Annotated in this window: 27 protein-coding genes; 21 read left to right on the top strand and 6 right to left on the bottom strand. The window is 71.5% G+C overall.

The window, feature by feature from the left end:
- Positions 1-172: 172 nt before the first annotated feature.
- From hisD to OG870_RS12230, 10 genes are all read left to right on the top strand, one after another.
- Complete coding sequence (hisD, locus tag OG870_RS12275) at positions 173-1,531, top strand: histidinol dehydrogenase (RefSeq protein ID WP_266585374.1); 1,359 nt, start codon at positions 173-175, stop codon at positions 1,529-1,531.
- Complete coding sequence (locus OG870_RS12270; RefSeq protein WP_266585376.1) at positions 1,528-2,664, top strand: histidinol-phosphate transaminase; 1,137 nt, start codon at positions 1,528-1,530, stop codon at positions 2,662-2,664. The genes hisD and OG870_RS12270 overlap by 4 nt, the downstream gene beginning before the upstream one ends.
- Positions 2,661-3,254: an imidazoleglycerol-phosphate dehydratase HisB gene (gene hisB / locus OG870_RS12265; RefSeq protein WP_046261880.1), complete on the top strand. Its 594-nt coding sequence runs from the start codon at positions 2,661-2,663 to the stop codon at positions 3,252-3,254. The genes OG870_RS12270 and hisB overlap by 4 nt, the downstream gene beginning before the upstream one ends.
- 4 nt (positions 3,255-3,258) lie before the next feature.
- Positions 3,259-3,423, top strand: a complete 165-nt coding sequence (locus OG870_RS12260) for a hypothetical protein (RefSeq protein ID WP_266512623.1) — start codon at positions 3,259-3,261, stop codon at positions 3,421-3,423.
- Positions 3,414-4,064, top strand: coding sequence for an imidazole glycerol phosphate synthase subunit HisH (gene hisH / locus OG870_RS12255; protein WP_266512621.1), 651 nt, complete (start codon positions 3,414-3,416; stop codon positions 4,062-4,064). Before OG870_RS12260 ends, hisH begins: the two co-directional genes overlap by 10 nt.
- Before the next feature lie 3 nt (positions 4,065-4,067).
- A complete protein-coding gene (gene priA, locus OG870_RS12250) occupies positions 4,068-4,793 on the top strand; it encodes a bifunctional 1-(5-phosphoribosyl)-5-((5-phosphoribosylamino)methylideneamino)imidazole-4-carboxamide isomerase/phosphoribosylanthranilate isomerase PriA (protein ID WP_266512618.1) in 726 nt (241 codons plus the stop codon).
- Positions 4,790-5,185 (top strand): RidA family protein, encoded by a 396-nt coding sequence (locus OG870_RS12245; protein WP_266512616.1) that lies wholly within the window; start codon positions 4,790-4,792, stop codon positions 5,183-5,185. Before priA ends, OG870_RS12245 begins: the two co-directional genes overlap by 4 nt.
- Entirely contained in the window at positions 5,182-5,937 is a 756-nt protein-coding gene (gene hisF, locus OG870_RS12240; protein ID WP_266512613.1) for an imidazole glycerol phosphate synthase subunit HisF, read from the top strand. The genes OG870_RS12245 and hisF overlap by 4 nt, the downstream gene beginning before the upstream one ends.
- A 110-nt stretch (positions 5,938-6,047) precedes the next feature.
- Positions 6,048-6,638 carry an ArsR/SmtB family transcription factor gene (locus OG870_RS12235; protein ID WP_266585378.1) on the top strand — a complete coding sequence of 197 codons (591 nt, stop codon included), beginning with the start codon at positions 6,048-6,050 and terminating at the stop codon, positions 6,636-6,638.
- Between the two features lie 14 nt (positions 6,639-6,652).
- Positions 6,653-7,903 (top strand): MFS transporter, encoded by a 1,251-nt coding sequence (locus OG870_RS12230; protein ID WP_266585380.1) that lies wholly within the window; start codon positions 6,653-6,655, stop codon positions 7,901-7,903.
- A gap of 185 nt (positions 7,904-8,088) precedes the next feature.
- Here OG870_RS12230 and OG870_RS12225 read toward each other — a convergent pair whose 3' ends face one another.
- Positions 8,089-8,724, bottom strand: coding sequence for a TIGR03085 family metal-binding protein (locus OG870_RS12225; RefSeq protein ID WP_266512608.1), 636 nt, complete (start codon positions 8,722-8,724; stop codon positions 8,089-8,091).
- Between the two features lie 84 nt (positions 8,725-8,808).
- Here OG870_RS12225 and hisI point away from each other — a divergent pair, with 84 nt between their 5' ends.
- The 11 genes from hisI to lgt all read left to right on the top strand — a co-directional run bounded on the left by hisI (position 8,809) and on the right by lgt (position 17,583).
- Positions 8,809-9,201, top strand: coding sequence for a phosphoribosyl-AMP cyclohydrolase (hisI, locus tag OG870_RS12220; protein WP_266512605.1), 393 nt, complete (start codon positions 8,809-8,811; stop codon positions 9,199-9,201).
- Positions 9,202-9,212: 11 nt separating this feature from the next.
- Positions 9,213-10,700, top strand: a complete 1,488-nt coding sequence (locus tag OG870_RS12215) for an anthranilate synthase component I (RefSeq protein WP_266512603.1) — start codon at positions 9,213-9,215, stop codon at positions 10,698-10,700.
- 72 nt (positions 10,701-10,772) lie between these two features.
- Positions 10,773-11,414: a TIGR02234 family membrane protein gene (locus OG870_RS12210; RefSeq protein ID WP_266512601.1), complete on the top strand. Its 642-nt coding sequence runs from the start codon at positions 10,773-10,775 to the stop codon at positions 11,412-11,414.
- Between the two features lie 122 nt (positions 11,415-11,536).
- Complete coding sequence (locus tag OG870_RS12205; protein WP_266512595.1) at positions 11,537-11,791, top strand: HGxxPAAW family protein; 255 nt, start codon at positions 11,537-11,539, stop codon at positions 11,789-11,791.
- Between the two features lie 76 nt (positions 11,792-11,867).
- Entirely contained in the window at positions 11,868-12,317 is a 450-nt protein-coding gene (locus OG870_RS12200) for a DUF2752 domain-containing protein (RefSeq protein WP_266585384.1), read from the top strand.
- 145 nt (positions 12,318-12,462) lie between these two features.
- Positions 12,463-13,272, top strand: coding sequence for an indole-3-glycerol phosphate synthase TrpC (gene trpC, locus OG870_RS12195; protein ID WP_266585386.1), 810 nt, complete (start codon positions 12,463-12,465; stop codon positions 13,270-13,272).
- A gap of 21 nt (positions 13,273-13,293) precedes the next feature.
- Entirely contained in the window at positions 13,294-13,461 is a 168-nt protein-coding gene (trpM, locus tag OG870_RS48145; RefSeq protein ID WP_249834740.1) for a tryptophan biosynthesis modulator TrpM, read from the top strand.
- Positions 13,462-13,566: 105 nt separating this feature from the next.
- Complete coding sequence (gene trpB, locus OG870_RS12190; protein ID WP_266512587.1) at positions 13,567-14,850, top strand: tryptophan synthase subunit beta; 1,284 nt, start codon at positions 13,567-13,569, stop codon at positions 14,848-14,850.
- Entirely contained in the window at positions 14,847-15,665 is an 819-nt protein-coding gene (trpA, locus tag OG870_RS12185) for a tryptophan synthase subunit alpha (protein ID WP_266512584.1), read from the top strand. Before trpB ends, trpA begins: the two co-directional genes overlap by 4 nt.
- Before the next feature lie 88 nt (positions 15,666-15,753).
- Positions 15,754-16,524 (top strand): DsbA family protein, encoded by a 771-nt coding sequence (locus tag OG870_RS12180; protein WP_266512581.1) that lies wholly within the window; start codon positions 15,754-15,756, stop codon positions 16,522-16,524.
- Between the two features lie 84 nt (positions 16,525-16,608).
- A complete protein-coding gene (gene lgt, locus OG870_RS12175) occupies positions 16,609-17,583 on the top strand; it encodes a prolipoprotein diacylglyceryl transferase (protein WP_266512578.1) in 975 nt (324 codons plus the stop codon).
- Between the two features lie 59 nt (positions 17,584-17,642).
- Here the strand turns inward: lgt and OG870_RS12170 are convergent, their stop codons facing one another.
- From OG870_RS12170 to OG870_RS12150, 5 genes are read right to left on the bottom strand one after another with little or no spacing between them, the layout of a single operon-like run.
- A complete protein-coding gene (locus tag OG870_RS12170) occupies positions 17,643-18,479 on the bottom strand; it encodes an HpcH/HpaI aldolase/citrate lyase family protein (protein ID WP_266585387.1) in 837 nt (278 codons plus the stop codon).
- Entirely contained in the window at positions 18,476-19,666 is a 1,191-nt protein-coding gene (locus OG870_RS12165; protein WP_266512574.1) for a CaiB/BaiF CoA transferase family protein, read from the bottom strand. The genes OG870_RS12170 and OG870_RS12165 overlap by 4 nt, the downstream gene beginning before the upstream one ends.
- Positions 19,663-20,556: a ribokinase gene (gene rbsK, locus OG870_RS12160; protein WP_266585389.1), complete on the bottom strand. Its 894-nt coding sequence runs from the start codon at positions 20,554-20,556 to the stop codon at positions 19,663-19,665. The genes OG870_RS12165 and rbsK overlap by 4 nt, the downstream gene beginning before the upstream one ends.
- Positions 20,553-21,920, bottom strand: a complete 1,368-nt coding sequence (locus OG870_RS12155; RefSeq protein ID WP_266585391.1) for an ADP-ribosylglycohydrolase family protein — start codon at positions 21,918-21,920, stop codon at positions 20,553-20,555. The genes rbsK and OG870_RS12155 overlap by 4 nt, the downstream gene beginning before the upstream one ends.
- Positions 21,908-23,074, bottom strand: coding sequence for an ADP-ribosylglycohydrolase family protein (locus tag OG870_RS12150; RefSeq protein ID WP_266585393.1), 1,167 nt, complete (start codon positions 23,072-23,074; stop codon positions 21,908-21,910). Before OG870_RS12150 ends, OG870_RS12155 begins: the two co-directional genes overlap by 13 nt.
- Between the last annotated feature and the right edge of the window lie 2 nt (positions 23,075-23,076).

Genomic DNA, 23,076 nt, shown 5'->3' with positions numbered 1-23,076 from the left:
CCAGCACGCTCTTCGAACCTCCCGGCTCACACGTTTCGCACAACTGTTCATGCCCGCTGTGTGACGCCTCGAACGCTAGACGTGAAGGCGATCTTCCGGGTTCCGCCGAGTTCTGTATCAGCCATTGATACGCGCGAACGACGCCCGAGCAGGGTCTGAGAGAATTGAGCCCGTGCTGCAATATTCCGTCTTGGCCCGAATCGATCTGCGCGGCGACGCTCTGCCCGAGGGACCCGCCCTGCGCGACCTGCTGCCCCGAGCCGACTTCGACGTCTCGGCCGCCCTGGAGAAGGTGCGTCCGATCTGCGAAGCCGTGCATCATCGGGGCGACGCGGCGCTGATCGACTTCGCCGAGAAGTTCGACGGGGTGCGTCTGGAATCCGTACGGGTCCCGGCCGCGGCGCTCGAAAAGGCGCTTGAGGAACTCGACCCCGCCGTGCGCGCGGCCCTGGAGGAGTCCATCCGGCGCGCCCGCCTCGTCCACCGCGAGCAGCGCCGCAGCACCCACACCACCCAGGTCGTGCCGGGCGGCTCGGTCACCGAGAAGTGGGTGCCGGTCGAGCGGGTCGGGCTGTACGCGCCCGGCGGACGGTCCGTCTACCCGTCCTCCGTGGTCATGAACGTGGTGCCGGCCCAGGAGGCCGGCGTTCCGTCGATCGCGCTCGCCTCGCCCGCCCAGGCCCCCGCCTTTGAAAATGATCCAGCCGGCGGACTGCCCCACCCGACGATCCTCGCCGCGTGCGCGCTGCTGGGCGTCGATGAGGTCTACGCGGCCGGTGGCGCGACCGCCGTCGCGATGTTCGCGCACGGCACCGAGTCGTGTGCCCCGGCCAACATGGTCACCGGCCCCGGCAACATCTGGGTCGCCGCCGCCAAGCGCTACTTCACCGGCAAGATCGGTATCGACGCCGAGGCCGGCCCCACCGAGATCGCGATCCTCGCGGACGACACGGCCGACCCGGTGTACGTCGCCGCCGACCTGATCAGCCAGGCCGAGCACGACCCGCTCGCCGCCGCCGTCCTGGTCACCGACTCCGTCGCGCTCGCGGACGCGGTCGTGAAGGAGCTGGAGTCACAGGTCGCGGCCACCAAGCACATCGAGGACCGGATCCGCCCGGCCCTCGCCGGCCGGCAGTCCGCGATCGTGCTCGTCGACGGCGTGGACGAGGGACTGCGGGTGGTCGACGCGTACGGCGCCGAGCACCTGGAGATCCAGACGGCCGACGCGGCCGCCGTGGCCGACCGGGTGAAGAACGCGGGCGCGATCTTCATCGGCCCCTGGGCGCCGGTCTCGCTCGGCGACTACGCGGCCGGCTCCAACCACGTGCTCCCGACCGGTGGTTGCGCCTGCCACTCCTCGGGCCTGTCCGTCCAGTCCTTCCTGCGCGGCATCCACATCGTCGACTACACGAAGGACGCGCTGGCCGAGGTCGCGCATCACGTGGTCACGCTGGCGGAGGCGGAGGACCTGCCGGCGCACGGCGCGGCGGTCAAGGCGCGGTTCGGTTGGAAGGTACCCGAGAGCAAGTGACTGGCATCGATGATCTCCCCGTACGGGACGAGCTGCGCGGCAAGTCCCCTTACGGCGCGCCCCAGTTGGACGTCCCCGTACGGCTGAACACCAACGAGAACCCGTACCGGCTGCCCGAGCCGCTGGTCGAACGCATCGCCGAGCGCGTCCGTGAGGCGGCCCGGGACCTCAACCGCTACCCGGACCGGGACGCCGTGGAGCTGCGCACCCAGCTCGCGAGGTATCTGACGGACACGTCGGGTCACGAGGTCGGCCTGGCCAACGTCTGGGCGGCCAACGGCTCCAACGAGGTCATCCAGCAGCTGCTGCAGACCTTCGGCGGACCGGGTCGCACCGCCATCGGCTTCGAGCCGTCGTACTCGATGCACGGGCTCATCGCGCGCGGCACGGGCACCGGCTGGATCTCGGGGCCGCGCACCGAGGACTTCACGATCGACCTCCCGGCCGCCGAGCGGTGGATCGCCGAGAACAAGCCGGACGTCGTCTTCGTCACCACCCCCAACAACCCCACGGGCAACGCGGTCCCGCGCGAGACGGTCCTCGCGCTGTACGAGGCCGCGCAGGCGGCGAAGCCGTCGATGGTGATCGTGGACGAGGCGTACATCGAGTTCAGCCACGGCGACTCGCTGCTGCCGCTCATCGAAGGTCGGCCGAATCTCGTCGTCTCCCGGACGATGTCGAAGGCCTTCGGCGCGGCCGGACTGCGCCTCGGCTACCTCGCCGCGCACCCGGCCGTCGTCGACGCCGTCCAGCTCGTACGACTGCCGTACCACCTGTCGGCCGTCACCCAGGCGACCGCGCTGGCCGCCCTGGAGCACACCGACACGCTGCTGAAGTACGTCGAGCAGTTGAAGGCGGAGCGGGACCGGCTGGTGAGCGAGCTGCGCGCGGCCGGTTACGAAGTCGTCGAGTCCGACGCGAACTTCGTGCAGTTCGGCCGGTTCGAGGACTCGCACACGGTCTGGCAGCAGATCCTCGACCGGGGCGTCCTGGTCCGGGACAACGGCGTACCCGGATGGCTGCGGGTGTCCGCCGGCACCCCCGAAGAGAACGACGCGTTCCTCGACGCGGTCCGTGAACTGGTGAGCTTTGTGGGGGGCACCCCCACACCCCCTAAGGAGCAGAGCGCATGAGCCGCGTTGGACGTGTGGAACGGGTGACGAAGGAGACGTCGGTGCTCGTCGAGATCGATCTCGACGGCAGCGGCAAGGTCGACGTGTCGACAGGCGTCGGCTTCTACGACCACATGCTCGACCAGCTCGGCCGGCACGGTCTGTTCGACCTGACCGTGAAGACCGAGGGCGACCTGCACATCGACTCGCACCACACCATCGAGGACAGTGCCCTCGCGCTCGGCGCCGCCTTCAAGCAGGCCCTCGGCGACAAGGTCGGGATCTACCGCTTCGGCAACTGCACGGTCCCGCTGGACGAGTCCCTCGCCCAGGTGACGGTGGACCTGAGCGGCCGCCCGTACCTCGTGCACACCGAGCCCGAGAAGATGGCGCCGATGATCGGCGAGTACGACACGACGATGACCCGGCACATCCTGGAGTCCTTCGTCGCCCAGGCGCAGATCGCACTGCACGTGCACGTGCCCTACGGACGCAACGCGCACCACATCGTCGAGTGCCAGTTCAAGGCGCTCGCGCGGGCCCTGCGCTACGCCTCCGAGCGCGACCCGCGCGCGGCCGGCATCCTCCCGTCCACGAAGGGCGCGCTGTAAAACCATGAACGGACTGTCGACCATCCTGATCGTCGTCGGCCTCTTCCTGGTCGGCGGCATCATCTCCTTCGCCAAGCAGCAGATGCCGAAGAGCCTCATCGTGCTGCTCTCCATCAGTGCCGGGATGTGCCTGCTCGCGGGCGTGCTGAGGTTGGAGGTGTGGAATTGAGCGCGGCTTCGAAGAAGGTCGTCGTCTTCGACTACGGCTTCGGGAACGTCCGCTCCGCCGAGCGTGCCCTCGCCCGTACCGGAGCCGACGTCGAGATCACACGTGACTTCGACACGGCCATGAACGCCGACGGCCTGCTCGTGCCGGGCGTCGGCGCCTTCGCCGCCTGTATGCAGGGCCTGAAGGAGGCGCGCGGCGACTGGATCGTCGACCGCCGGCTGTCGGGCGGCCGTCCGGTCATGGGCATCTGCGTCGGCATGCAGATCCTCTTCGCGCGCGGCATCGAGCACGGCGTGGAGACCGAGGGCCTCGACGAGTGGCCCGGCTCGGTCGAGCCGCTGCAGGCCGAGATCGTGCCCCACATGGGCTGGAACACCGTCGAGGCACCGGCCGACTCCGAGCTGTTCGCCGGCCTGGACGCGGACGCGCGCTTCTACTTCGTGCACTCCTACGCCGTTCACGACTGGTCCCTCGAAGTGCTCAACCCGGCGATGCGCGCCCCCAGGGTGACCTGGGCGACGCACGGCAAGCCGTTCGTGGCCGCCGTCGAGAACGGCGCCCTGTGGGCCACCCAGTTCCACCCCGAGAAGTCCGGCGACGCCGGAGCGCAGCTGCTCACCAACTGGATCGGAACCCTGTAGACCATGGCCAAGCTCGAACTCCTCCCCGCCGTCGACGTCCGCGACGGCCAGGCCGTCCGCCTCGTGCACGGCGAGTCCGGCACGGAGACCTCGTACGGCTCCCCTCTGGAGGCGGCCCTCGCCTGGCAGCGGTCGGGCGCCGAGTGGCTGCACCTGGTCGACCTGGACGCCGCGTTCGGCACGGGTGACAACCGCGCGCTGATCGCCGAGGTCGCGAAGGCGATGGACATCAAGGTGGAGCTGTCCGGCGGCATCCGCGACGACGACACCCTCGCCGCCGCCCTCGCCACCGGCTGCACCCGGGTGAACCTCGGCACGGCCGCCCTGGAGACTCCGGACTGGGTCGCCAAGGTCATCGCCGAGCACGGCGACAAGATCGCCGTCGGTCTCGACGTACGGGGCACCACGCTCCGCGGCCGCGGCTGGACCCGCGACGGCGGCGACCTCTTCGAGACGCTGGAGCGCCTCGACACGGAGGGCTGCGCGCGGTACGTCGTCACGGACATCGCCAAGGACGGCACCCTGCAGGGCCCCAACCTGGAGCTCCTGAAGAACGTCTGCGCGGCGACCGACCGCCCGGTCGTGGCGTCCGGCGGCGTGTCGTCCCTCGACGACCTCCGCGCCATCGCCGAGCTGGTACCCCTCGGTGTCGAGGGCTCCATCGTCGGGAAGGCCCTGTACGCGAAGGCGTTCACCCTGGAAGAGGCCTTGGAGGCGGTGGCCCAGTGAGTGAGGTACGTCGGGTGAGGACGGGTGCCCCCTGGGAGGACGCCTTCGGCTACTCCCGCGCGGTCGAGCTGCCGAACGGCCTGGTGCTGGTCTCCGGCTGCACGTCCATAGTGGACGGCGAGATCGCCGGAGGCGGCCCGTACGAGCAGGCGGTCAACGCCTTCACCGTCGCGCTGACGGCGCTCGGGCAAGTGGGCCTCGGCCGTGACGACGTGGTGCGCACGCGCATGTACATCACGCACGCCCGGGACGTGGAGGAGGTCGGGCGTGCTCACAAGGAGCTGTTCGACACCGTCCGGCCCGCTGCATCAATGATCATCGTCTCCGGTTTCGTGGACCCCAGCCTGGTCGTCGAGGTCGAGGTGGAGGCGTTCCGAGGGGGTTCCGCATGACCCTGGCGGTGCGAGTCATCCCCTGCCTGGACGTGGACAACGGCCGGGTCGTCAAGGGCGTCAACTTCCAGAACCTGCGCGACGCCGGCGACCCCGTCGAGATGGCCAAGGTGTACGACGCCGAGGGCGCCGACGAGCTGACGTTCCTGGACATCACCGCCTCGTCGGGCAACCGCGAGACGACGTACGACGTGGTGCGCCGCACCGCCGAGCAGGTGTTCATCCCACTGACCGTCGGCGGTGGTGTGCGCACCGCCGAGGACGTCGACAGGCTGCTGCGGGCCGGCGCCGACAAGGTCGGAGTCAACACCGCCGCGATCACCCGCCCGGAGCTGATCCGCGAGATCGCGGAGCGCTTCGGGCGGCAGGTGCTGGTCCTGTCGGTGGACGCGCGCAGGACCGGGAGCGGGTCCTTCGAGGTCACCACCCACGGCGGCCGCAAGGGCACCGGCATCGACGCCGTCGAGTGGGCCCACCGGGCCGCGGAGCTGGGCGCGGGCGAGATCCTGCTCAACTCGATGGACGCGGACGGCACGAAGGACGGCTACGACCTGGAGATGATCGCGGCGGTCCGCAGGCACGTGACCGTTCCGGTGATCGCCTCGGGAGGCGCCGGCAAGCTCGCGCACTTCCCGCCGGCCGTCGCGGCGGGCGCGGACGCGGTGCTGGCGGCGTCGGTGTTCCACTTCGGTGATCTGCGGATCGGGGAAGTGAAGCAGGAGCTGAAGGCCGCGGGACACCCCGTCCGCTGACATCGGCCTCGGAGACATCACCCTCGGAGAGACACCACTCCGGCAGAAACGAAAGAGAAGTTGCGCAAAATAGATTGCGCAACTTTTCTTTCGTTTCTAGCCTGGGGGGCATGCCTGAGAGGGACAGAGACCGCCGGATCACGGACGTGGGCACGCTCAAGGCCCTCGCCCACCCCCTGCGGGCGCAGCTGTACCGACTGCTGATCATCGCGCGGGCGGCGACCGCCTCACAGCTCGCCGAGCAGGTCGACGAGGCCGTCTCGCTCGTCAGCTACCACCTGCGCAAGCTGGCCGTGCACGGGCTCATCGAGGAGGCCGAGGCGCGCAGCGGGGACGGGCGGGAGCGATGGTGGCAGCCTGCCTCGGACGGCGTGAGCGTCCACGAAGAGGACTTCCGGGACGCGCCCGAGAAGGCCGCCGCGCACACCGCGGCCAGCCGCCTCTTCTTCGAGCAGCGCGCCGACATGTACCGACGCCACCTCGACGAGCGCGCCCACTGGGGCGACGCGTGGACGGCGGCGTCCGACTCCTCCGAGTGGCTGCTGCGGCTCACCCCGGACGAACTGGCCGAGCTGGCCAAGGAGATGAACGACCTCGTCCGCCGCTACGAGGAGCACGGCCGCGCCGCCGTGGCCGCGGGCGACACCGAGGGCCGCGAGAACGTCGCGGTGCACACGTACGGCTTCCCCTTCCGCGTCTGAGAGGACGGTCCGCCGTGACCACCACACTCGCGCCCCGGGGCGGCCTGGACGACCGGCCGGCCCATCGCGACCCCAACGTCCTGCGCTGGCTCGGCGCCTACGCGTCGTCGATGGCCGGCGACGGCGTCTACTACGTCGCCCTGTCCTGGGCCGCCGTGCAGGCCGGTTCCGCCACCCAGGCCGGTCTGGTGATGTCGGTCAGCGCGCTGCCGCGCGCGGTACTGATGCTGGGCGGGGGAGTGGTCGCCGACCGGTTCGGGCCGCGCCGTGTCGTCATCGGCAGCGACGCGGTGCGCTGCGCGTCCGTGCTCGCGGTGGCGGGGCTGCTGTTGCTCACCGGCCCGGGCCTGTGGCTGCTGGCCGTGCTCGCCCTGGTCTTCGGCACGGTGGACGCCGTGTTCGTACCCGCGGTGGGTGCGCTGCCCGCGCGCATCACCGAGCCGGGCCAGCTGGCCCGCGTCCAGGGCATGCGGGGTCTCGCGTACCGGTGCGCCGTCATCGTCGGCGCCCCGCTCGGCGGTCTCGGTGTGGCGGTGGGCGGGGCCGCGGCCGCGTTCGGGCTCGCCGGGCTGCTGATCGCGGTGTCCGTGCCGCTGCTGGTCTGCGTACGGATGCGGGAGCTGCCGGCGGACGACACGGTGGCCGGGCGGGACCGGACCGCCTGGGCCGACCTGCTGGCCGGGCTGCGGTACATCCGCCGCCACCGCGTCCTGGCCCCGTTGGTGCTGGCGATCGCCCTGGGGGACTTCGGGTTCGTCGGGCCGCTCAACGTGGGCCTGACCCTGCTCGCGGACGAGCGCGGCTGGGGGGCGTCCGGGATGGGCTGGGTGCTGGCCGGGTTCGGCGTGGGCGCGGGGCTCGTCTCGCTGCTGCTGGCCGTGCGGGGCCGGCTGCCGCACGCCGGACAGGTGTCCGGGTACGCGCTCCTGGCCGGGGCGGTCGCCATCGCCGCGCTGGCCTTCGTACCGACCCTCCTCGCGGCCGTGGCCGTCGCGCTCGCCGTCGGACTGCTCGCCGGGCTCAGCGGCGCCATGTGCGGTGCCCTCCTGCAGACCCAGGCCGACCCCGCCTTCCTCGGCCGCGTGACCGCCGTCTCCAGCCTGGTCAGCCTCGGACTGACCCCCCTCAGCATGCCGCTGTCCGCAGCCGCGATCGGCGCCTGGGGCACCGGCCCGGTCTTCGTCGTGAGCGCCGTGGTGTGTGGTCTGGGCGGCGTGGTCGCGCTGGGTGTACGGGACCTGCGACGCGCTGAGTTGCCGGGCTGATCTCGGGCGTTCGGTGGTGGCGGGCGGGCTTCCTTCGGTGGAGGCGGGCGGCCTTGATCGCGGCGGCTCGCGGGTGGTCGGGGCCGGCGTGGTGGGTGCCTGGGGTGTCCGGGACGTGTGGCGCGCCGAGGAGCCTGGTCGGGCTTCAGCTCTCGGCGCGCGTCACCTCGGTCGATCGCGAGCCGTCAGATGCCCAGCTGCTTGGCCTCGTGCAGCTTCGCGACCGCGTCCTTGTCGCCGTCCAGTTCCACCGTGGCGGCGCTCTGCCGGCCGTAGGAGAACAGGAGCAGTTCGGACGGCTCGCCGGTCACCGTCACCACCGGTGTCCCGCGGTGGGCGACCGCCGTCTGCCCGTCCGGGCGGCGCAGCACCAGGCCCGTCGGGGCGCTGCGGCCCATGAGGCGGGCCGAGCGCTCCAGGCGGGACCACAGGGTGTCCTGGAACACCTGGTCCAGCTCGCGCGGCGTCCAGTCCGGCTGCGCGCGGCGGACGTCCTCCGTGTGGACGTAGAACTCCACCGTGTTCGACATCTCGTCGACCTGCTTGAGCTGGAAGGGCGAGAAGCGCGGGGGACCCGTACGGATCAGCTGAATCAGCTCCTCGTAGGGCTTCGCGGTGAACTCGGCCATCACCCGCTCCAGGCGCGGCGCGAGCGGTTTGATCAGGATGCCGCCGGCGGCATCGGGGCGGCGCTCGCGCACCACCACGTGCGCGGCGAGATCACGGGTCTGCCAGTCCGTGCAGAGGGTCGGGGCGTCCGGGCCCTCGGCCTCCAACAGGTCGGCCAGGAGAAGTCGTTCACGCTTGGCGAAAGTCGACATGCCAGCCAGCCTACGACTGCCCAGGGGGTCCGCCCAGTGGACACCCCTCCGTCACTGTCAGTGGCGCGCGGCACAATGGCACCCATGAGCAGCACGCCCCGGCCCAGCAGCCTCGCCCCGGACCTCGCCGCGCGCCTCAAGCGCAGCGCCGACGGGCTAGTCCCAGCGATCGCCCAGCAGTACGACACCGGAGAGGTGCTCATGCTCGGCTGGATGGACGACGAGGCGCTGCACCGCACCCTCACCACCGGCCGCTGCACCTACTGGTCGCGCAGCCGCGGGGAGTACTGGGTCAAGGGCGACACCTCCGGCCACTTCCAGTGGGTCAAGTCCGTCGCGCTGGACTGCGACGCGGACACCGTGCTGGTCAAGGTCGACCAGGTGGGCGCCGCCTGCCACACAGGCGCGCGCACCTGTTTCGACGTCGACGTGCTCCTCAAGGACGCCGATTCCGGCGTACCGGCGCAGGATCAGTAAGGTCAGCCGCCATGGATCTCGAGACGTTCCGCAAGCTGGCCACCGACCGTCGTGTCATCCCGGTCACCCGCAAGCTCCTCGCCGACGGCGACACCCCGGTCGCGCTCTACCGCAAGCTCGCCGCCGAGCGCCCCGGCACCTTCCTGCTGGAGTCCGCGGAGAACGGCCGCACGGCGTTTCAGTGGTCCCGCTACTCCTTCGTGGGCGTGCGCTCCGCGGCCACCCTGACCGCGCAGGACGGCCAGGCCCACTGGGTCGGCACCCCGCCGGTCGGCGTTCCCGAGGACGGCGACCCGCTCGCCGCGCTGCGCGCCACCATCGAGGCCCTGCACACCCCGCACCAGGAGGGCCTGCCGCCCTTCACCGGCGGCATGGTCGGCTACCTCGGCTACGACATCGTGCGCCGCCTGGAGAAGATCGGCCCGGGGGAGCGGGACGACCTGAAGCTGCCCGAGCTGACCATGCTGCTCACCAGCGACCTCGCCGTCATGGACCACTGGGAGGGCTCGGTCCTGCTGATCGCCAACGCGATCAATCACAACGACCTCGACACGGGCGTCGACGAGGCCCACGCGGACGCCGTGGCCCGCCTGGACGCCATGGAGGCCGACCTCTCGCGTCCGGTCGCCCAGCCCCCGGCCGTCCTCCCGCCCTCGGAACTCCCCGAGTACACCGCGCTCTGGGGCGGCCCCGACTTCCAGGCGGCCGTCGAGGACGTCAAGGAGCGCATCCGCGCCGGGGAGGCCTTCCAGGTGGTCCCCTCCCAGCGCTTCGAAACACCGTGCACGGCAAGCGCGTTGGACGTCTACCGGGTCCTCAGGGCGACGAACCCCTCGCCGTACATGTACCTGTTCCGCTTCGACGGCTTCGACGTCGTGGGCTCGTCCCCCGAGGCCCTGGTGAAGGTCGAGGACGGACAGGCGATGGTCCACCCCATCGCCGGCACCCGGCATCGCGGGGCCACCCCGCAGGAGGACCAGGCCCTCGCCGACGAACTGCTCGCCGACCCGAAAGAGCGCGCCGAGCACCTCATGCTGGTCGACCTCGGCCGCAACGACCTCGGACGGGTCTGCGAGCCAGGTTCGGTGGAGGTCGTCGACTTCATGTCCGTCGAGCGGTACTCGCACGTGATGCACATCGTCTCGACGGTCACCGGCAAGGTCGCCGCCGGCCGCACGGCCTTCGACGTCCTGACGGCCTGCTTCCCGGCCGGCACCCTCTCCGGCGCCCCCAAGCCGCGAGCGATGCAGATCATCGACGAACTCGAGCCGTCCCGGCGCGGGTTGTACGGCGGCTGCGTCGGCTACCTCGACTTCGCCGGCGACTCCGACACCGCCATCGCCATCCGCACGGCCCTGCTCCGGGACGGCACGGCATACGTCCAGGCGGGCGCCGGCATCGTCGCCGACTCCGACCCGGTCGCCGAGGACCAGGAGTGCCGCAACAAGGCGGCGGCGGTCCTGCGCGCGGTCCACACCGCGAACAGACTGGGCGAATAGGGCACATTCCCGCGCAGTGGGGTGCTTCTCACGTGAACCCCGGGTGACGGTTCACCCGGGGTTCGGGCGATAGTGGAGTACGTGACTGCTGCTCCTCACCCCCGTTCCGAAGCCGACGGCCCCTCCCGGGCCGGCCGCCGGAGTCTCGCCCTTGCCCTGCTGTGCGGTGCGCTCGGCGCGGCCGTGGCGCTGCTGGCCACCCGTCAGCGCTGGTCCGAGGGGACCGCGACGGTGGCCGGCGCGCCCTTCTCCCTGGCCGCCAAGGGCAGCGACGTCACCGGCGTCCCCGCGGCGCTCGCCATAGTGGGCCTCGCCGCGCTCGTCGCCGTCTTCGCCGTCCGCAGGGCCGGACGACTGCTGGTCTCGGCCCTGCTCGCGCTCTCCGGCGCCGGTACCGTCGCCGCCGCCCTGCTGGGCGTCTCCGACAGTTCCGCGCTGGACGAGAAGGCCGCGCAGGCCGCGGGCGACACCTCGGCCACCGTGCACGCCCTGAGCCACACCGCCTGGCCGTACGTCGCGGCCGCGGGCGGCGCCCTGCTCCTCGTCGCCGGCCTGCTCGCCCTGCGCTACGGCCGCCAGTGGCCCGCGATGTCCGGCCGCTACGAACGCGGAGGCGCCCCCAAAACCCGCCGCAGGGCCGCGGCCGTCGACCCCGACCGCCCCGAGGACATCTGGAAGGCACTCGACCGCGGCGAGGACCCCACCAGCGCGTAGGTACCACCTCTAGGGGCGCCGACGCGCGAGGGGCGACCCCCGAGCAGCGCACGCGTACGCGTGCGGGACAATGTCCGTTGAGCGTCCGGCTCACACACGTACACAGCAACGAGGAGCAAGTCATGGCGGGCAGCAGCCACGGTCACACCCCGGCCGCCTGGACCGGTGTCACGATCGCCTTCATCGGTTTCTGCGTCTCGGGTGCCTTCATGGTGATGGCCGAGCCCGTGGGCTTCTGGGCCGGCATGGCGATCGTGGTCGTCGGCGGCATCGTCGGCTGGATCATGAGCGCGATGGGCCTCGGCCAGGAGAAGGACGCGCACGAGACGTTCCAGGACGCGCTGGCGCAGAGCCAGGCGGCGCACGCCAAGAGCTGAGCGCGTACGACTGATGAGGGGCGATCCGGTGGCCGGATCGCCCCTCACGCGTGCGTGGCGTGCGATCGGGGGGACAATGCGAGGTGTGAACGCCGAGGGCCAGCCTGTGACGCCGTCCGGCGTCCCTTCGACGGTGGCGGCGAGACTGGCCGTCCCCGCCGGGGTGCTCGCGGCCGTCGCCGGGGCCTTCGCCTACGTGGGCACCGTGGACCCCAACCAGCCCGGCCACTACCCCGTCTGCCCGCTCTACCGGTTCACCGGCGTCTACTGCCCCGGCTGCGGCGGCCTGCGCAGCGCCTACTCGTTCGTCCACGGGGACTTCCTGGCCGCACTCCAGGACAACGCCCTGGCCGTGATCGGCTATCTGGGCGTCGCCGCGCTGTGGACCGTATGGGTGGTGCGCTCGGTGCGCGGACGGCCGCTGCGCCTCGACCTCGGGCGGGTGCACCTGTGGACGCTGGGGACGTTGCTGCTGGTCTTCACGGTTGTCCGGAACTCGCCGTTCGGTGGCTGGCTGCATCCTTGATCAATGGGTGAAAGTCCAGGTAGAGGGAGTGGCGTCAACCGGATGTGAGGCCTAAGCCTTCCTCCGGATACCATCGCAGTGACCATCGGTTTTAACCGAAGGTCAACCGCTTGAACAGTCAACCGTCTGGAAGGGGGCCGCTCGCGTGAGTGTGCTCGACGAGATCATCGACGGAGTCCGTGCCGACCTCGCGGAGCGGCAGGCGCGCGTCAGCCTCGACGAGCTCAAGGAGCGCGCGGCGAAGGCTCCCGCCGCCAAGGACGGACTGGCCGCACTGCGCGGCGACGGCGTCAAGGTCATCTGCGAGGTCAAGCGTTCCAGCCCCTCCAAGGGCGCGCTGGCCGCGATCGCCGACCCGGCCGGACTCGCCGCGGACTACGAGGCGGGCGGCGCGGCCGTCATCTCCGTCCTCACCGAGGAGCGCCGCTTCGGCGGCTCGCTGGCCGACCTGGAGGCGGTGCGCGCGCGGGTCGACATCCCGGTCCTGCGCAAGGACTTCATCGTCACCTCGTACCAGCTGTGGGAGGCCCGGGCGTACGGCGCCGACCTCGTGCTGCTCATCGTCGCCGCCCTCGACCAGCCGGCCCTGGAGTCACTGATCGAGCGTGCCGTCTCCATCGGCCTCACCCCGCTCGTCGAGGTCCACGACGAGGACGAGGTCGAGCGCGCGGTCGACGCGGGCGCGAAGGTGATCGGCATCAACGCACGCAACCTCAAGACCCTGGAGGTCGACCGGGGCACCTTCGAGCGCGTCGCCCCCGAGATCCCCGCACACATCGTCAAGATCGCCGAGTCCGGCGTCCGCGGCCCGCACGACCTCATCGCCTACGCCAACGCCGGCGCGGACGCGGTCCTGGTCGGCGAGTCCCTGGTCACCGGCCGCGACCCCAGGTCGGCGGTGTCGGACCTGGTGGCAGCGGCCGAGCACCCCGCACTCCGGCACGGCCGCAGCTGATCACCCGCTAGGCTTACCCCGATGACCCTCACCATGACGACCGTGGACCGGTACGCCCGCCTCGCGCGCGGCTGCCGCCCCCGTGGCTGCCGCGCCCCGGCACGCCGCGTACACGGTCGTAGGGTCAGGTACGTCATCGGAGACGAACCGGGGCAGGTAAACGGCCGCCGATGGCAGCGCGCCCTTTAGGGGCGCGGGGAACTGCGCGACAAGCCACAGACGGCCTTTCGCCGTCTAACGAGCCCCGCCCCCACGGCGATTAGGTATTTCCCAAACTCACCGTGAGGTTCAGTCATGCCCAGCGAGTTCTTCATCCCCGACCCCGAGGGTCAAGTCCCCAGTCCCGAAGGCTACTTCGGGGCGTACGGCGGCAAGTTCATCCCGGAGGCCCTCGTCGCCGCCGTGGACGAGGTCGCCGTCGAGTACGACAAGGCCAAGCACGATCCCGAGTTCGCCCGCGAACTCGACGACCTGCTGGTCCACTACACCGGCCGCCCCAGCTCCCTGACCGAGGTGCCGAGGTTCGCCGAGCACGCCGGCGGCGCCCGGATCTTCCTGAAGCGGGAAGACCTCAACCACACCGGCTCCCACAAGATCAACAACGTGCTCGGCCAGGCGCTGCTCACCAGGCGCATGGGCAAGACCCGCGTGATCGCCGAGACCGGCGCCGGCCAGCACGGCGTCGCCACCGCGACCGCCTGTGCCCTCTTCGGCCTTGAGTGCACGATCTACATGGGCGAGATCGACACCCAGCGCCAGGCCCTGAACGTGGCCCGCATGCGCATGCTCGGCGCCGAGGTCATCGCCGTGAAGTCCGGCAGCCGTACGCTCAAGGACGCCATCAACGAGGCCTTCCGCGACTGGGTCGCCAACGTCGACCGCACCCACTACCTCTTCGGTACGGTCGCCGGCCCGCACCCCTTCCCGGCCATGGTCCGCGACTTCCACCGCGTCATCGGCGTGGAGGCCAGGCGCCAGATCCTGGAGCGCGCCGGCCGCCTCCCGGACGCCGCGGTCGCCTGCGTCGGCGGCGGTTCGAACGCCATCGGCCTCTTCCACGCGTTCATCCCGGACGCCGACGTACGCCTCATCGGCTGCGAGCCCGCCGGTCACGGCGTCGAGACCGGCGAGCACGCGGCCACGCTGACCGCGGGCGAGCCCGGCATCCTGCACGGCTCCCGGTCCTACGTCCTCCAGGACGACGAGGGCCAGATCACCGAGCCGTACTCGATCTCGGCCGGTCTGGACTACCCGGGCATCGGCCCGGAGCACTCCTACCTCAAGGACAGCGGCCGCGGCGAGTACCGCGCGGTCACCGACGACGCGGCGATGCAGGCCCTGCGCCTGCTCTCGCGCACCGAGGGCATCATCCCGGCGATCGAGAGCGCACACGCCCTGGCGGGTGCGCTGGAGGTCGGCAGGGAGCTGGGCAAGGACGGCCTCATCGTCGTCAACCTGTCCGGCCGCGGCGACAAGGACATGGACACGGCCGCTCGTTACTTCGGCCTGTACGACACCGACGCCGAGGTCGCGGCCGACGCCGCCGACCTCGCCGAGATCGAGGGGGACGCCAAGTGAGCGGGAACATCCAGCTGCTGACGGACACCCTCGCCGGTGCCAGGGCCGAGGGGCGCTCCGCCCTCATCGCCTACCTCCCGGCCGGGTTCCCGACCGTGGACGGCGGCATCGAGGCGATCAAGGCCGTCCTCGACGGCGGGGCGGACGTCGTGGAGGTCGGTCTGCCGCACAGTGACCCCGTCCTCGACGGCCCGGTCATCCAGACCGCCGACGACATCGCGCTGCGCGGCGGCGTCAAGATCGCGCACGTCATGCGCACGGTCAAGGAGGCCTACGAGGCCACCGGCAAGCCGATCCTCGTCATGACGTACTGGAACCCCATCGACCGCTACGGCGTCGAGCGCTTCACGGCCGAACTCGCCGAGGCGGGCGGCGCGGGCTGCATCCTGCCCGACCTGCCGGTGCAGGAGTCGGCGCTGTGGAGGGAGCACGCCGTCAAGCACGGCCTCGCCACGGTCTTCGTGGTCGCGCCCAGCAGCCAGGACGCACGACTCGCCCAGATCACCGCGGCGGGCAGCGGCTTCGTGTACGCCGCCTCGCTGATGGGCGTCACCGGTACCCGCGAGTCGGTGGGCGCGCAGGCGCAGGACCTGGTGGAGCGCACCAGGGCCGCCGGCGCGGACCTGCCCGTGTGCGTCGGTCTCGGTGTCTCCGATGCCAGGCAGGCCGCCGAGGTCGCGGGCTTCGCCGACGGCGTGATCGTCGGCTCGGCCTTCGTGAAGCGGATGCTGGACGCGCCGGACGACGCGGCCGGCGTCGAGGCCGTCCGCGCGCTCGCCGGTGAGCTCGCCAAGGGCGTGCGCGGGCAGGCGTAGCCGGGCAGTTGATGTCACCCGGATCCTCCGAACGGGTGGATCTGGAACCGGGGAGGCGCAATGCGCCTCCCCGGTTCGTTCTGGGGGTGTGAGCGAGAAGAACCGTGAGGGAAAGCGCACCGCCCGGGATCGGCTGGCGGTCGAGCGTGAGAAGCAGAAGACCGCGGACAAGCGACGGCGGACGCTGATCATCGGTACGAGCGTCGTCTGCGTGCTGGGACTCGCCGCGGTGATCGGCGTGCTCGCCGCGAACGCGGGCAAGGACGACAAGGCGTCGGGCCCGGCCGTGGCGCCCTCCGGGGCGCAGGGCAAGGACGGCCTCGCGATTCCGGTGGGCAAGGACGGCGCCAAGTCGACGCTCACGGTCTGGGAGGACTTCCGCTGCCCTGCCTGCCAGGCCTTCGAGGCGGCGTATCGGCCGACGATCCACGAGCTGACCGACTCCGGCCTGCTCAGAGCCGAGTACCACCTGGTCAGGCTGATCGACGGCAACCTCGGCGGCACCGGCTCCCTCCGCGCGGGCAATGCCGCCGCCTGCGCGCAGGACGCCGGAAAGTTCTCCGCCTACCACGACGTGCTCTACGACAACCAGCCCAAGGAGACCGTCGACACCTTCGGCAACAACGGCAAGCTGATCGAGCTGGCGGGCAAGGTCAAGGGCCTCGACACGGCCGCCTTCCGCCAGTGCGTCAACGAAGGCAAGCACGACAGCTGGGTCGACAAGTCGAACGCCGCCTTCAAGTCCGGCGGATTCTCCGGGACGCCGACCGTGCTGCTCGGGGGCAAGAACATCTACCAGGACCAGACGATGACACCGGCCAAGCTGAAGCAGATGGTGCAGGAGGCGAACAAGGGGTAAGGCGGTTTCACACCCGCCCGTTATGGACCCGTAGCCGGGCTGCCTGCCGTCGGCCCGGTCCGGCACGGTAGCGTCGACCCTGCCATGGAAGAACTTGCCTACATTCCGAGCCCGTCGCACGGGGTGCTGTATCTCGGCCCCATTCCGCTGCGCGGCTACGCGTTCTGCATCATCATCGGCGTCTTCGTCGCGGTCTGGCTCGCCAACAAGCGCTGGATCGCCCGCGGCGGGCGGGCCGGCACGGTGGCCGACATCGCGGTCTGGGCGGTGCCGTTCGGCCTCGTCGGTGGCCGGCTCTACCACGTGATCACGGACTACGAGCTGTACTTCAGCGAGGGCCGTGACTGGGTGGACGCCTTCAAGGTGTGGCAGGGCGGTCTCGGCATCTGGGGCGCGATCGCGCTCGGTGCGCTGGGCGCCTGGATCGGCTGCCGCCGCCGGGGCATCCCGCTGCCCGCCTACGCCGACGCCGTCGCACCCGGCATCGCCTTCGCCCAGGCGATCGGCCGCTGGGGCAACTGGTTCAACCAGGAGCTGTACGGCAAGGAGACGAACGTCCCCTGGGCGCTGCACATCACGTCCTCGGCGGACGGCCGAGTGCCCGGGTACTACCACCCGACGTTCCTCTACGAGTCCCTGTGGTGCGTCGGCGTCGCCCTGCTGGTCATCTGGGCCGACCGCCGCTTCAAGCTGGGACACGGGCGGGCCTTCGCGCTGTACGTCGCCGCGTACTGCGTGGGCCGGGCGTGGATCGAGTACATGCGTGTCGACGACGCCCACCACATCCTGGGTCTGCGGCTGAACGACTGGACCGCGCTGATCGTGTTCCTGCTCGCAGTGGTGTACATCGTGGTGTCGTCGAAGAAGCGGCCGGGCCGGGAGACCGAGGTCGAGCCGGCTGCCGCGGAGGACGAGTCCGACGGTGAGGCCGTCGAGAAGGACGAGGCGGACTCTTCGGAGCCGAAGACGGGCGTGAAGAACTCCGCCGACGACGTCGAAGAACCCGATGACGCCGAGGAAGAGACGAAGGACGGCGCCGAGTCGGCCAAGAAGAGCTGACCGGTTGGCCGTTGGTCGATCATCACAGCTGAGGGCGCCCGCGGTTTTCGCGGGCGCCCTCAGCTGTGGTTGCGGCGGGAGAGGGACAGCGTGCGTTGCGCTGCCGCCACCACCGCCGCGTCGATGAACCGTCCGTCCGGAAGGGCCTGCGCGCCCTGCTGCGCCGTCGCCGCCTTGACGATCGTCTCGGCCTCCTCGACCTCTCTCGCCGTGGGCAGATAGGCCCGTTCGATGATGGGGAGCTGGCGCGGATGGATGGCCGCGCGGCCGAGGAAGCCGAGGGCGCGGCCGCGGGCGCAGGAGGACGCCAGGCCCTCCAGGTCGCGGATGTCCGGGTGGACCGACTGGGGGGACGGGGGCAGGCCCGCCGCCCGTGCGGCGCCGACGACGCGGGAGCGGGACCAGTCGAGGCCCGCGTCCTCGCGTACGCCCAGGTCGGCCCGTAGGTCCGATTCGCCGAGGGCGATGCCGCGGAGGCAGGGGTGGGCGGACGCGATGGCGTAGGCGTGCTCGACGGCCAGTGCGGATTCCAGGAGCGCGTACAGGGCGGGGGCGCCTCCGGCTGCCGGAGCGGACCGTTCCGCGGTGCGGATGATCTGCTCAGGCGTCGTCACCTTCGGCAGCCGCAGACCCGCGAGCCCGGGCAGCGCGGCCACCGCCTCCAGGTCCCACGGAGCCAGCGGCCCGTCCAGGGCGTTCACACGGACGTGGACCGGGACCGGCTGCGGGTGGGAGAGGAGTTCGGCGGTGGCCGCGCGGGCGTACTCCTTGCGGTCCGGGGCGACCGCGTCCTCCAGGTCGATCACGACGACGTCGGCGCCGGCCGCCAGCGCCTTGGCGACGACATACGGGCGGTCGCCGGGGGCGTAGAGCCAGGTGAGCGGGGGCGTGGTCATACGGCGCCCTCCTCGCGCAGGGCCGTCAGCTCAGCCGGGGTCAGGCCGAGTGCGGTCAGGATCCGGTCCGTGTCCGCACCGTGCGGGCGGCCTGCCCAGCGGATCGCTCCGGGGGTGGCGGAGAGCCGGAAGAGGACGTTCTGCATGCGCAGGGGGCCCAGGTCGGGGTCGTCGACGGTCGTGATCGTGTCCAGGGCCGCGTACTGGGGGTCCGTCATCACGTCCCGTACGTCCTGGATCGGGGCCACCGCCGCCTCCGCCTTCTCGAAGGCGGCCAGGACTTCGGTGCGGGTGCGCTCGGCGATCCAGGTGCCGACCGCCTCGTCCAGGACGTCGGCGTGCCGGGCGCGGTCGGCGCCCGTCGCGAACCACGGTTCGTCGATCAGCTCCGGGCGGCCCACCAGGTGCATCACGCGTTCCGCGATCGACTGCGCGGAGGTCGAGACGGCGACCCAGGCGCCGTCGGCGGTGAGGTAGGTGCCGCGCGGGGCGTTGTTCTGGGAGCGGTTGCCCGTGCGCGGCTGGACGTGGCCGAGCTGGTCGTACCAGATCGGCTGGGGGCCGAGGGCGGTCAGGATCGGCTCGATGATCGCCATGTCGACGACCTGGCCCTCTCCGGTGCGGTCCCGGGCGGCGAGCGCGGTCATGACGGCGTACGCCGTGGCCAGGCCCGCGATGGAGTCGGCGAGGCCGAAGGGCGGGAGCGTCGGGGGTGCGTCCGGTTCGCCGGTGATCGCAGCGAAGCCGCTCATCGCCTCGGCCAGGGTGCCGAAGCCGGGGCGGTGCGCGTAGGGGCCGAACTGGCCGAAGGCGGTGACCCGGGTGAGGACCAGACGGGGGTTGGCCGCGGACAGCTCGGCCCAGCTCAGGTCCCACTTCTCCAGCGTGCCGGGGCGGAAGTTCTCGATGACGACGTCGGCGGTGGCCGCGAGGCGCAGGAGGGTGGCGCGGCCGCCCGGCTTGGAGAGGTCGAGGGTGATGGTCTGCTTGTTGCGGCCGAGGAGCTTCCACCAGAGGCCGACGCCGTCCTTCGACGGGCCGTGGCCGCGGGAGGGGTCCGGCTTGGCCGGGTGTTCCACCTTGATGACCTCGGCGCCGAAGTCGCCGAGCATCGTGGCGGCGAGCGGCCCGGCGAAGAGGGTGGCGAGGTCGAGGACGCGCAGGCCGGTGAGCGGGGCTTGGTTCATGACGTGAACCGCGTCTCGATCTCGGGGCGGTACGGCATCGACGCCGACGCTCCAGGGCGCTGCACGGAGAGTGCCGCGGCCGCTCCCGCCCAGGCCAGTGCCTCGGCCATCGGCCGCCCCTCGCCGAGGGCCACGGCGAGCGCGCCGACGAACGTGTCGCCCGCACCTGTCGAGTCCACGGCCGTGACCCGGGGCGCCGGGACGGTGAGCGGGTCGCTGCCTCGGGCCGCGTAGAGGCTGCCCGCCGAGCCGAGGGTGACGACCACCTCCGGCACCTGGTCGAGCAGGGACGCGGCCGCGCCGCGCGGGTCGGTGAGACCGGTCAGCGTCGCTGCCTCGTGCTCGTTGGGCACCAACAGGTCGGTGGCGGCCATGAGTTCGGGCGGCAGCGGCCGGGCGGGGGCCGGGGTGAGGATCGTACGGACGCCGTGGGCGCGGGCGGTGCGCGCGCCCGCCACCACCGCGGCCATGGGGATCTCCAGTTGGAGGAGCAGGGCGTCGGCGGAGGCGATGAGGCCTTCGTCGCCGGGGACGAGGTGGTCGACGGTGCCGTTGGCGCCGGGGATCACGACGATGGCGTTGCCGCCTTCGTCGTCCACGACGATGTGGGCGGTGCCGGAGTGTGCCTCGACGGTGCGGAGGTGGTCCGTGCCGACGCCCGAGTGGTCGAGCGTGGAGCGCAGGCGGGTGCCGAAGGCGTCGTTTCCGACCGCGCCGATCATCGAGACGGTGGCGCCCGCGCGGGCCGCGGCGATCGCCTGGTTGGCGCCCTTGCCGCCGGGGACCGTACGGAACTCCCGTCCCGTGACGGTCTCGCCGAGCTGCGGGGCCTTCTCGACGTAGGCGACGAGGTCCATGTTCGTGCTGCCCAGTACGACGATGTGGGTCATGGTCGGGATGCCTCCCGGTGGGTGAGATGGGCCAGGGCGTCGAAGCCGATGCCGTTGAAGTCGCCGACGGAGGTGGTCAGCCGGTTTTTCAAGGGGGTTGTCCAGCGGTCGGGGAGGGCGGAGGGGGAGCCGGCGAGGAGGGCGGCGATGCCGCCGGCGGTGGCGCCGTTGGAGTCGGTGTCCCAGCCCCCGGACACGGCACGGCAGATGGAGCCGGGGAAGTCGCCGTCCGCGTGGGTGAGGGCGGCGGCGATGAGGGCGGTGTTGGGGACGGCGTGGACCCAGTGGTGGGTGGCGGCATGGGCGGTGTGGAGTTCGTCGACGACGGTGTCGAAGTCGGTGTGTTCCTCGGCGAGGCGGACGGCGTGACGAACGGCCCTGGCCAGGCGGGAGCCGGGCGGGATCACCGTCAGGCCGGTGCGGAGGCAGCCGTGGACGTCCTGGTCACCGGTCGCCGCGGCGGCGATGGTGGCGGCCGTGAACATCGCCGCGTAGACGCCGTTCGCGGTGTGGGTGAGGGTGGCGTCCCGGTGGGCCTGCTGTGCCGCGGCCGCCGGGTCGCCGGGGTTGGTCCAGCCGTGGACGTCGGCACGGATGAGGGCGCCGATCCATTCGCGGAACGGGTTGCGGTGACGTGCCGTGCGCGGCGGTTCCAGGCCGAGGAGGAGATTGCGGTAGGCGACGCGTTCGGCGGTGAACGTGCGGCCCGCCGGGAGTTCGGACAGCCACAGCTCCGCCACGTCGGTCGTGGTGAACCCTCTGCCATGACGCTGGAGCAGCAGCAGGTTGAGGAGGGGGTAGTTGAGGTCGTCGTCCTCGGGCATGCCGTCGATGTTCTCCGCGAGGGAGGTCGTCGCGGAGCGGCGGTTCCAGGGGTATCGGGAGGCGAGGTCCTCGGGGACTCCGCGGGCTGTGAAGTAGGTGTGCAAAGGCCAGTTGCCGGTGGACCGGGCCAGTTCGCGGATGCCCTCCAGGGGGAGTTTCTCCACGGGTTTGCCCAGGAGGCATCCCGCGGCGCGGCCGAGCCAGGCGGCTTCGAGGCGGGACGGTGAAGGGGGCGCTGTCGAAGTGGGGGTGGCGGTAGGCCAGTTGGGGCACAGGGCCTTGATCTTCCGCAGATCCGTAGGCTCACATTCTTCCAAGGAGCTTGGCAGGTCCCCCAGTTCGTCCAGCAGGTCCTTCGCGAGCAGCCGAAGGTAGCGCGTGGCCGGTTCCGGGGACGCGCCCGCCCGCAGGGGGGCCTGCATGCCGCCCGCGGCTCTCCATCTCGCCGCGATCGCCGACGGCTCGCGGCCGTCCAGGGCCGCCTGTCTCAGCTCGTGGCCGATCAGGTCCTCGGGCTGCACCCAGGTCAGCCGGAGCATCTCGGACCCCCGATCTCGGTGAACGCCGCCTCGTGGGCCCTGCGGCGCTGGACGTCCCGTTCGAAGATCTCCCGGGTCACCCGTGCAAGCGTCGTCGCCGGCTCCCACAGATCCAGACGGCTCGCCTCCGCCACCGTCTTCGACCAGTCCTCGGGGATCTGGGAACCCAGAGCCCCGGCGAGCGCGCCCGCCATCGTCGCGATCGAGTCGCAGTCGCGGCCGTAGTTCACCGAGCCCAGGACCGCGTGCCGGTACTCGCCGCGAGACACCACCAACATGCCCAGGGCGACGGGGAGTTCCTCGATCGAATGGAGGCGGGACGGGCGGCGGGCCCCGAGGGAGGGGGAGCGGTAGTCCGGGCCCACCGTGTCGTACGGGGTCACCGCCTCGCGGAGGGGAATCAGCGCGGACTCGAAGTCCGAGTGGCGCAAGGCCACTTCGCAGACCCGCTCGATCGCCGTGCGGGTGCCGTCCTTCGCCAGGGACAGTGCGGCGGTGACGACCGAGTCGGGTGTCGCTCCGGGGGCCGCCGCCGCTGCCACCGCGGCCGCGAAGACGCCCGCCGCCTCGCGGCCGTACGACGACTGGTGGGCGCCCGCGATGTCGATCGCCTCGGCGTAGGCGGCCGTCGGGGCGGCCGCGTTCACCAGGCCGACCGGGGCCATGTACATCGCCGCACCGCAGTTGACGATGTTGCCGACACCCGCCTCGCGCGGGTCGACATGGCCGTAGTGGAGACGCGCCACCAGCCATTTCTCCGCGAGGAAGACACGGTGCAGGGGGATGGTCTCCGTCTCCAGCTCCGGGATCCAGCGCGGTTTCGTCATCAGGTCCGGGACCAGGTGCTCCGCGATCGCGTACGCGTCCAGGTGGTCGCGGACCTGCGCGTACACCCGGACCAGCGCATGCGTCAGCAAGGTGTCGTCGGTGACGTGGCCGTCGCCCTTGTGGTACGGCGCGATGGGGCGCGCCGTGCGCCAGTCGTCGCCGTTCCAGGGGCCGACGATGCCGTGCACGCGGCCGCCGTGGCGCTGCAGGATCTGGTCGGGGGAGTAGCCCTCGACGGGGCCGCCGAGCGCGTCGCCCACCGCCGCGCCCACGAGCGCTCCGGTGATCCGGTCATCGAGGCTGTTTTCTGCCTGTTTAGGCGTCATGT

This window comes from Streptomyces sp. NBC_00461, from assembly GCF_036013935.1.
Lineage (GTDB): Bacteria > Actinomycetota > Actinomycetes > Streptomycetales > Streptomycetaceae > Streptomyces.
The sequence above is the reverse complement of the archived record's forward strand: the minus strand, read 5'-3'. Positions and strand labels throughout refer to the sequence as shown.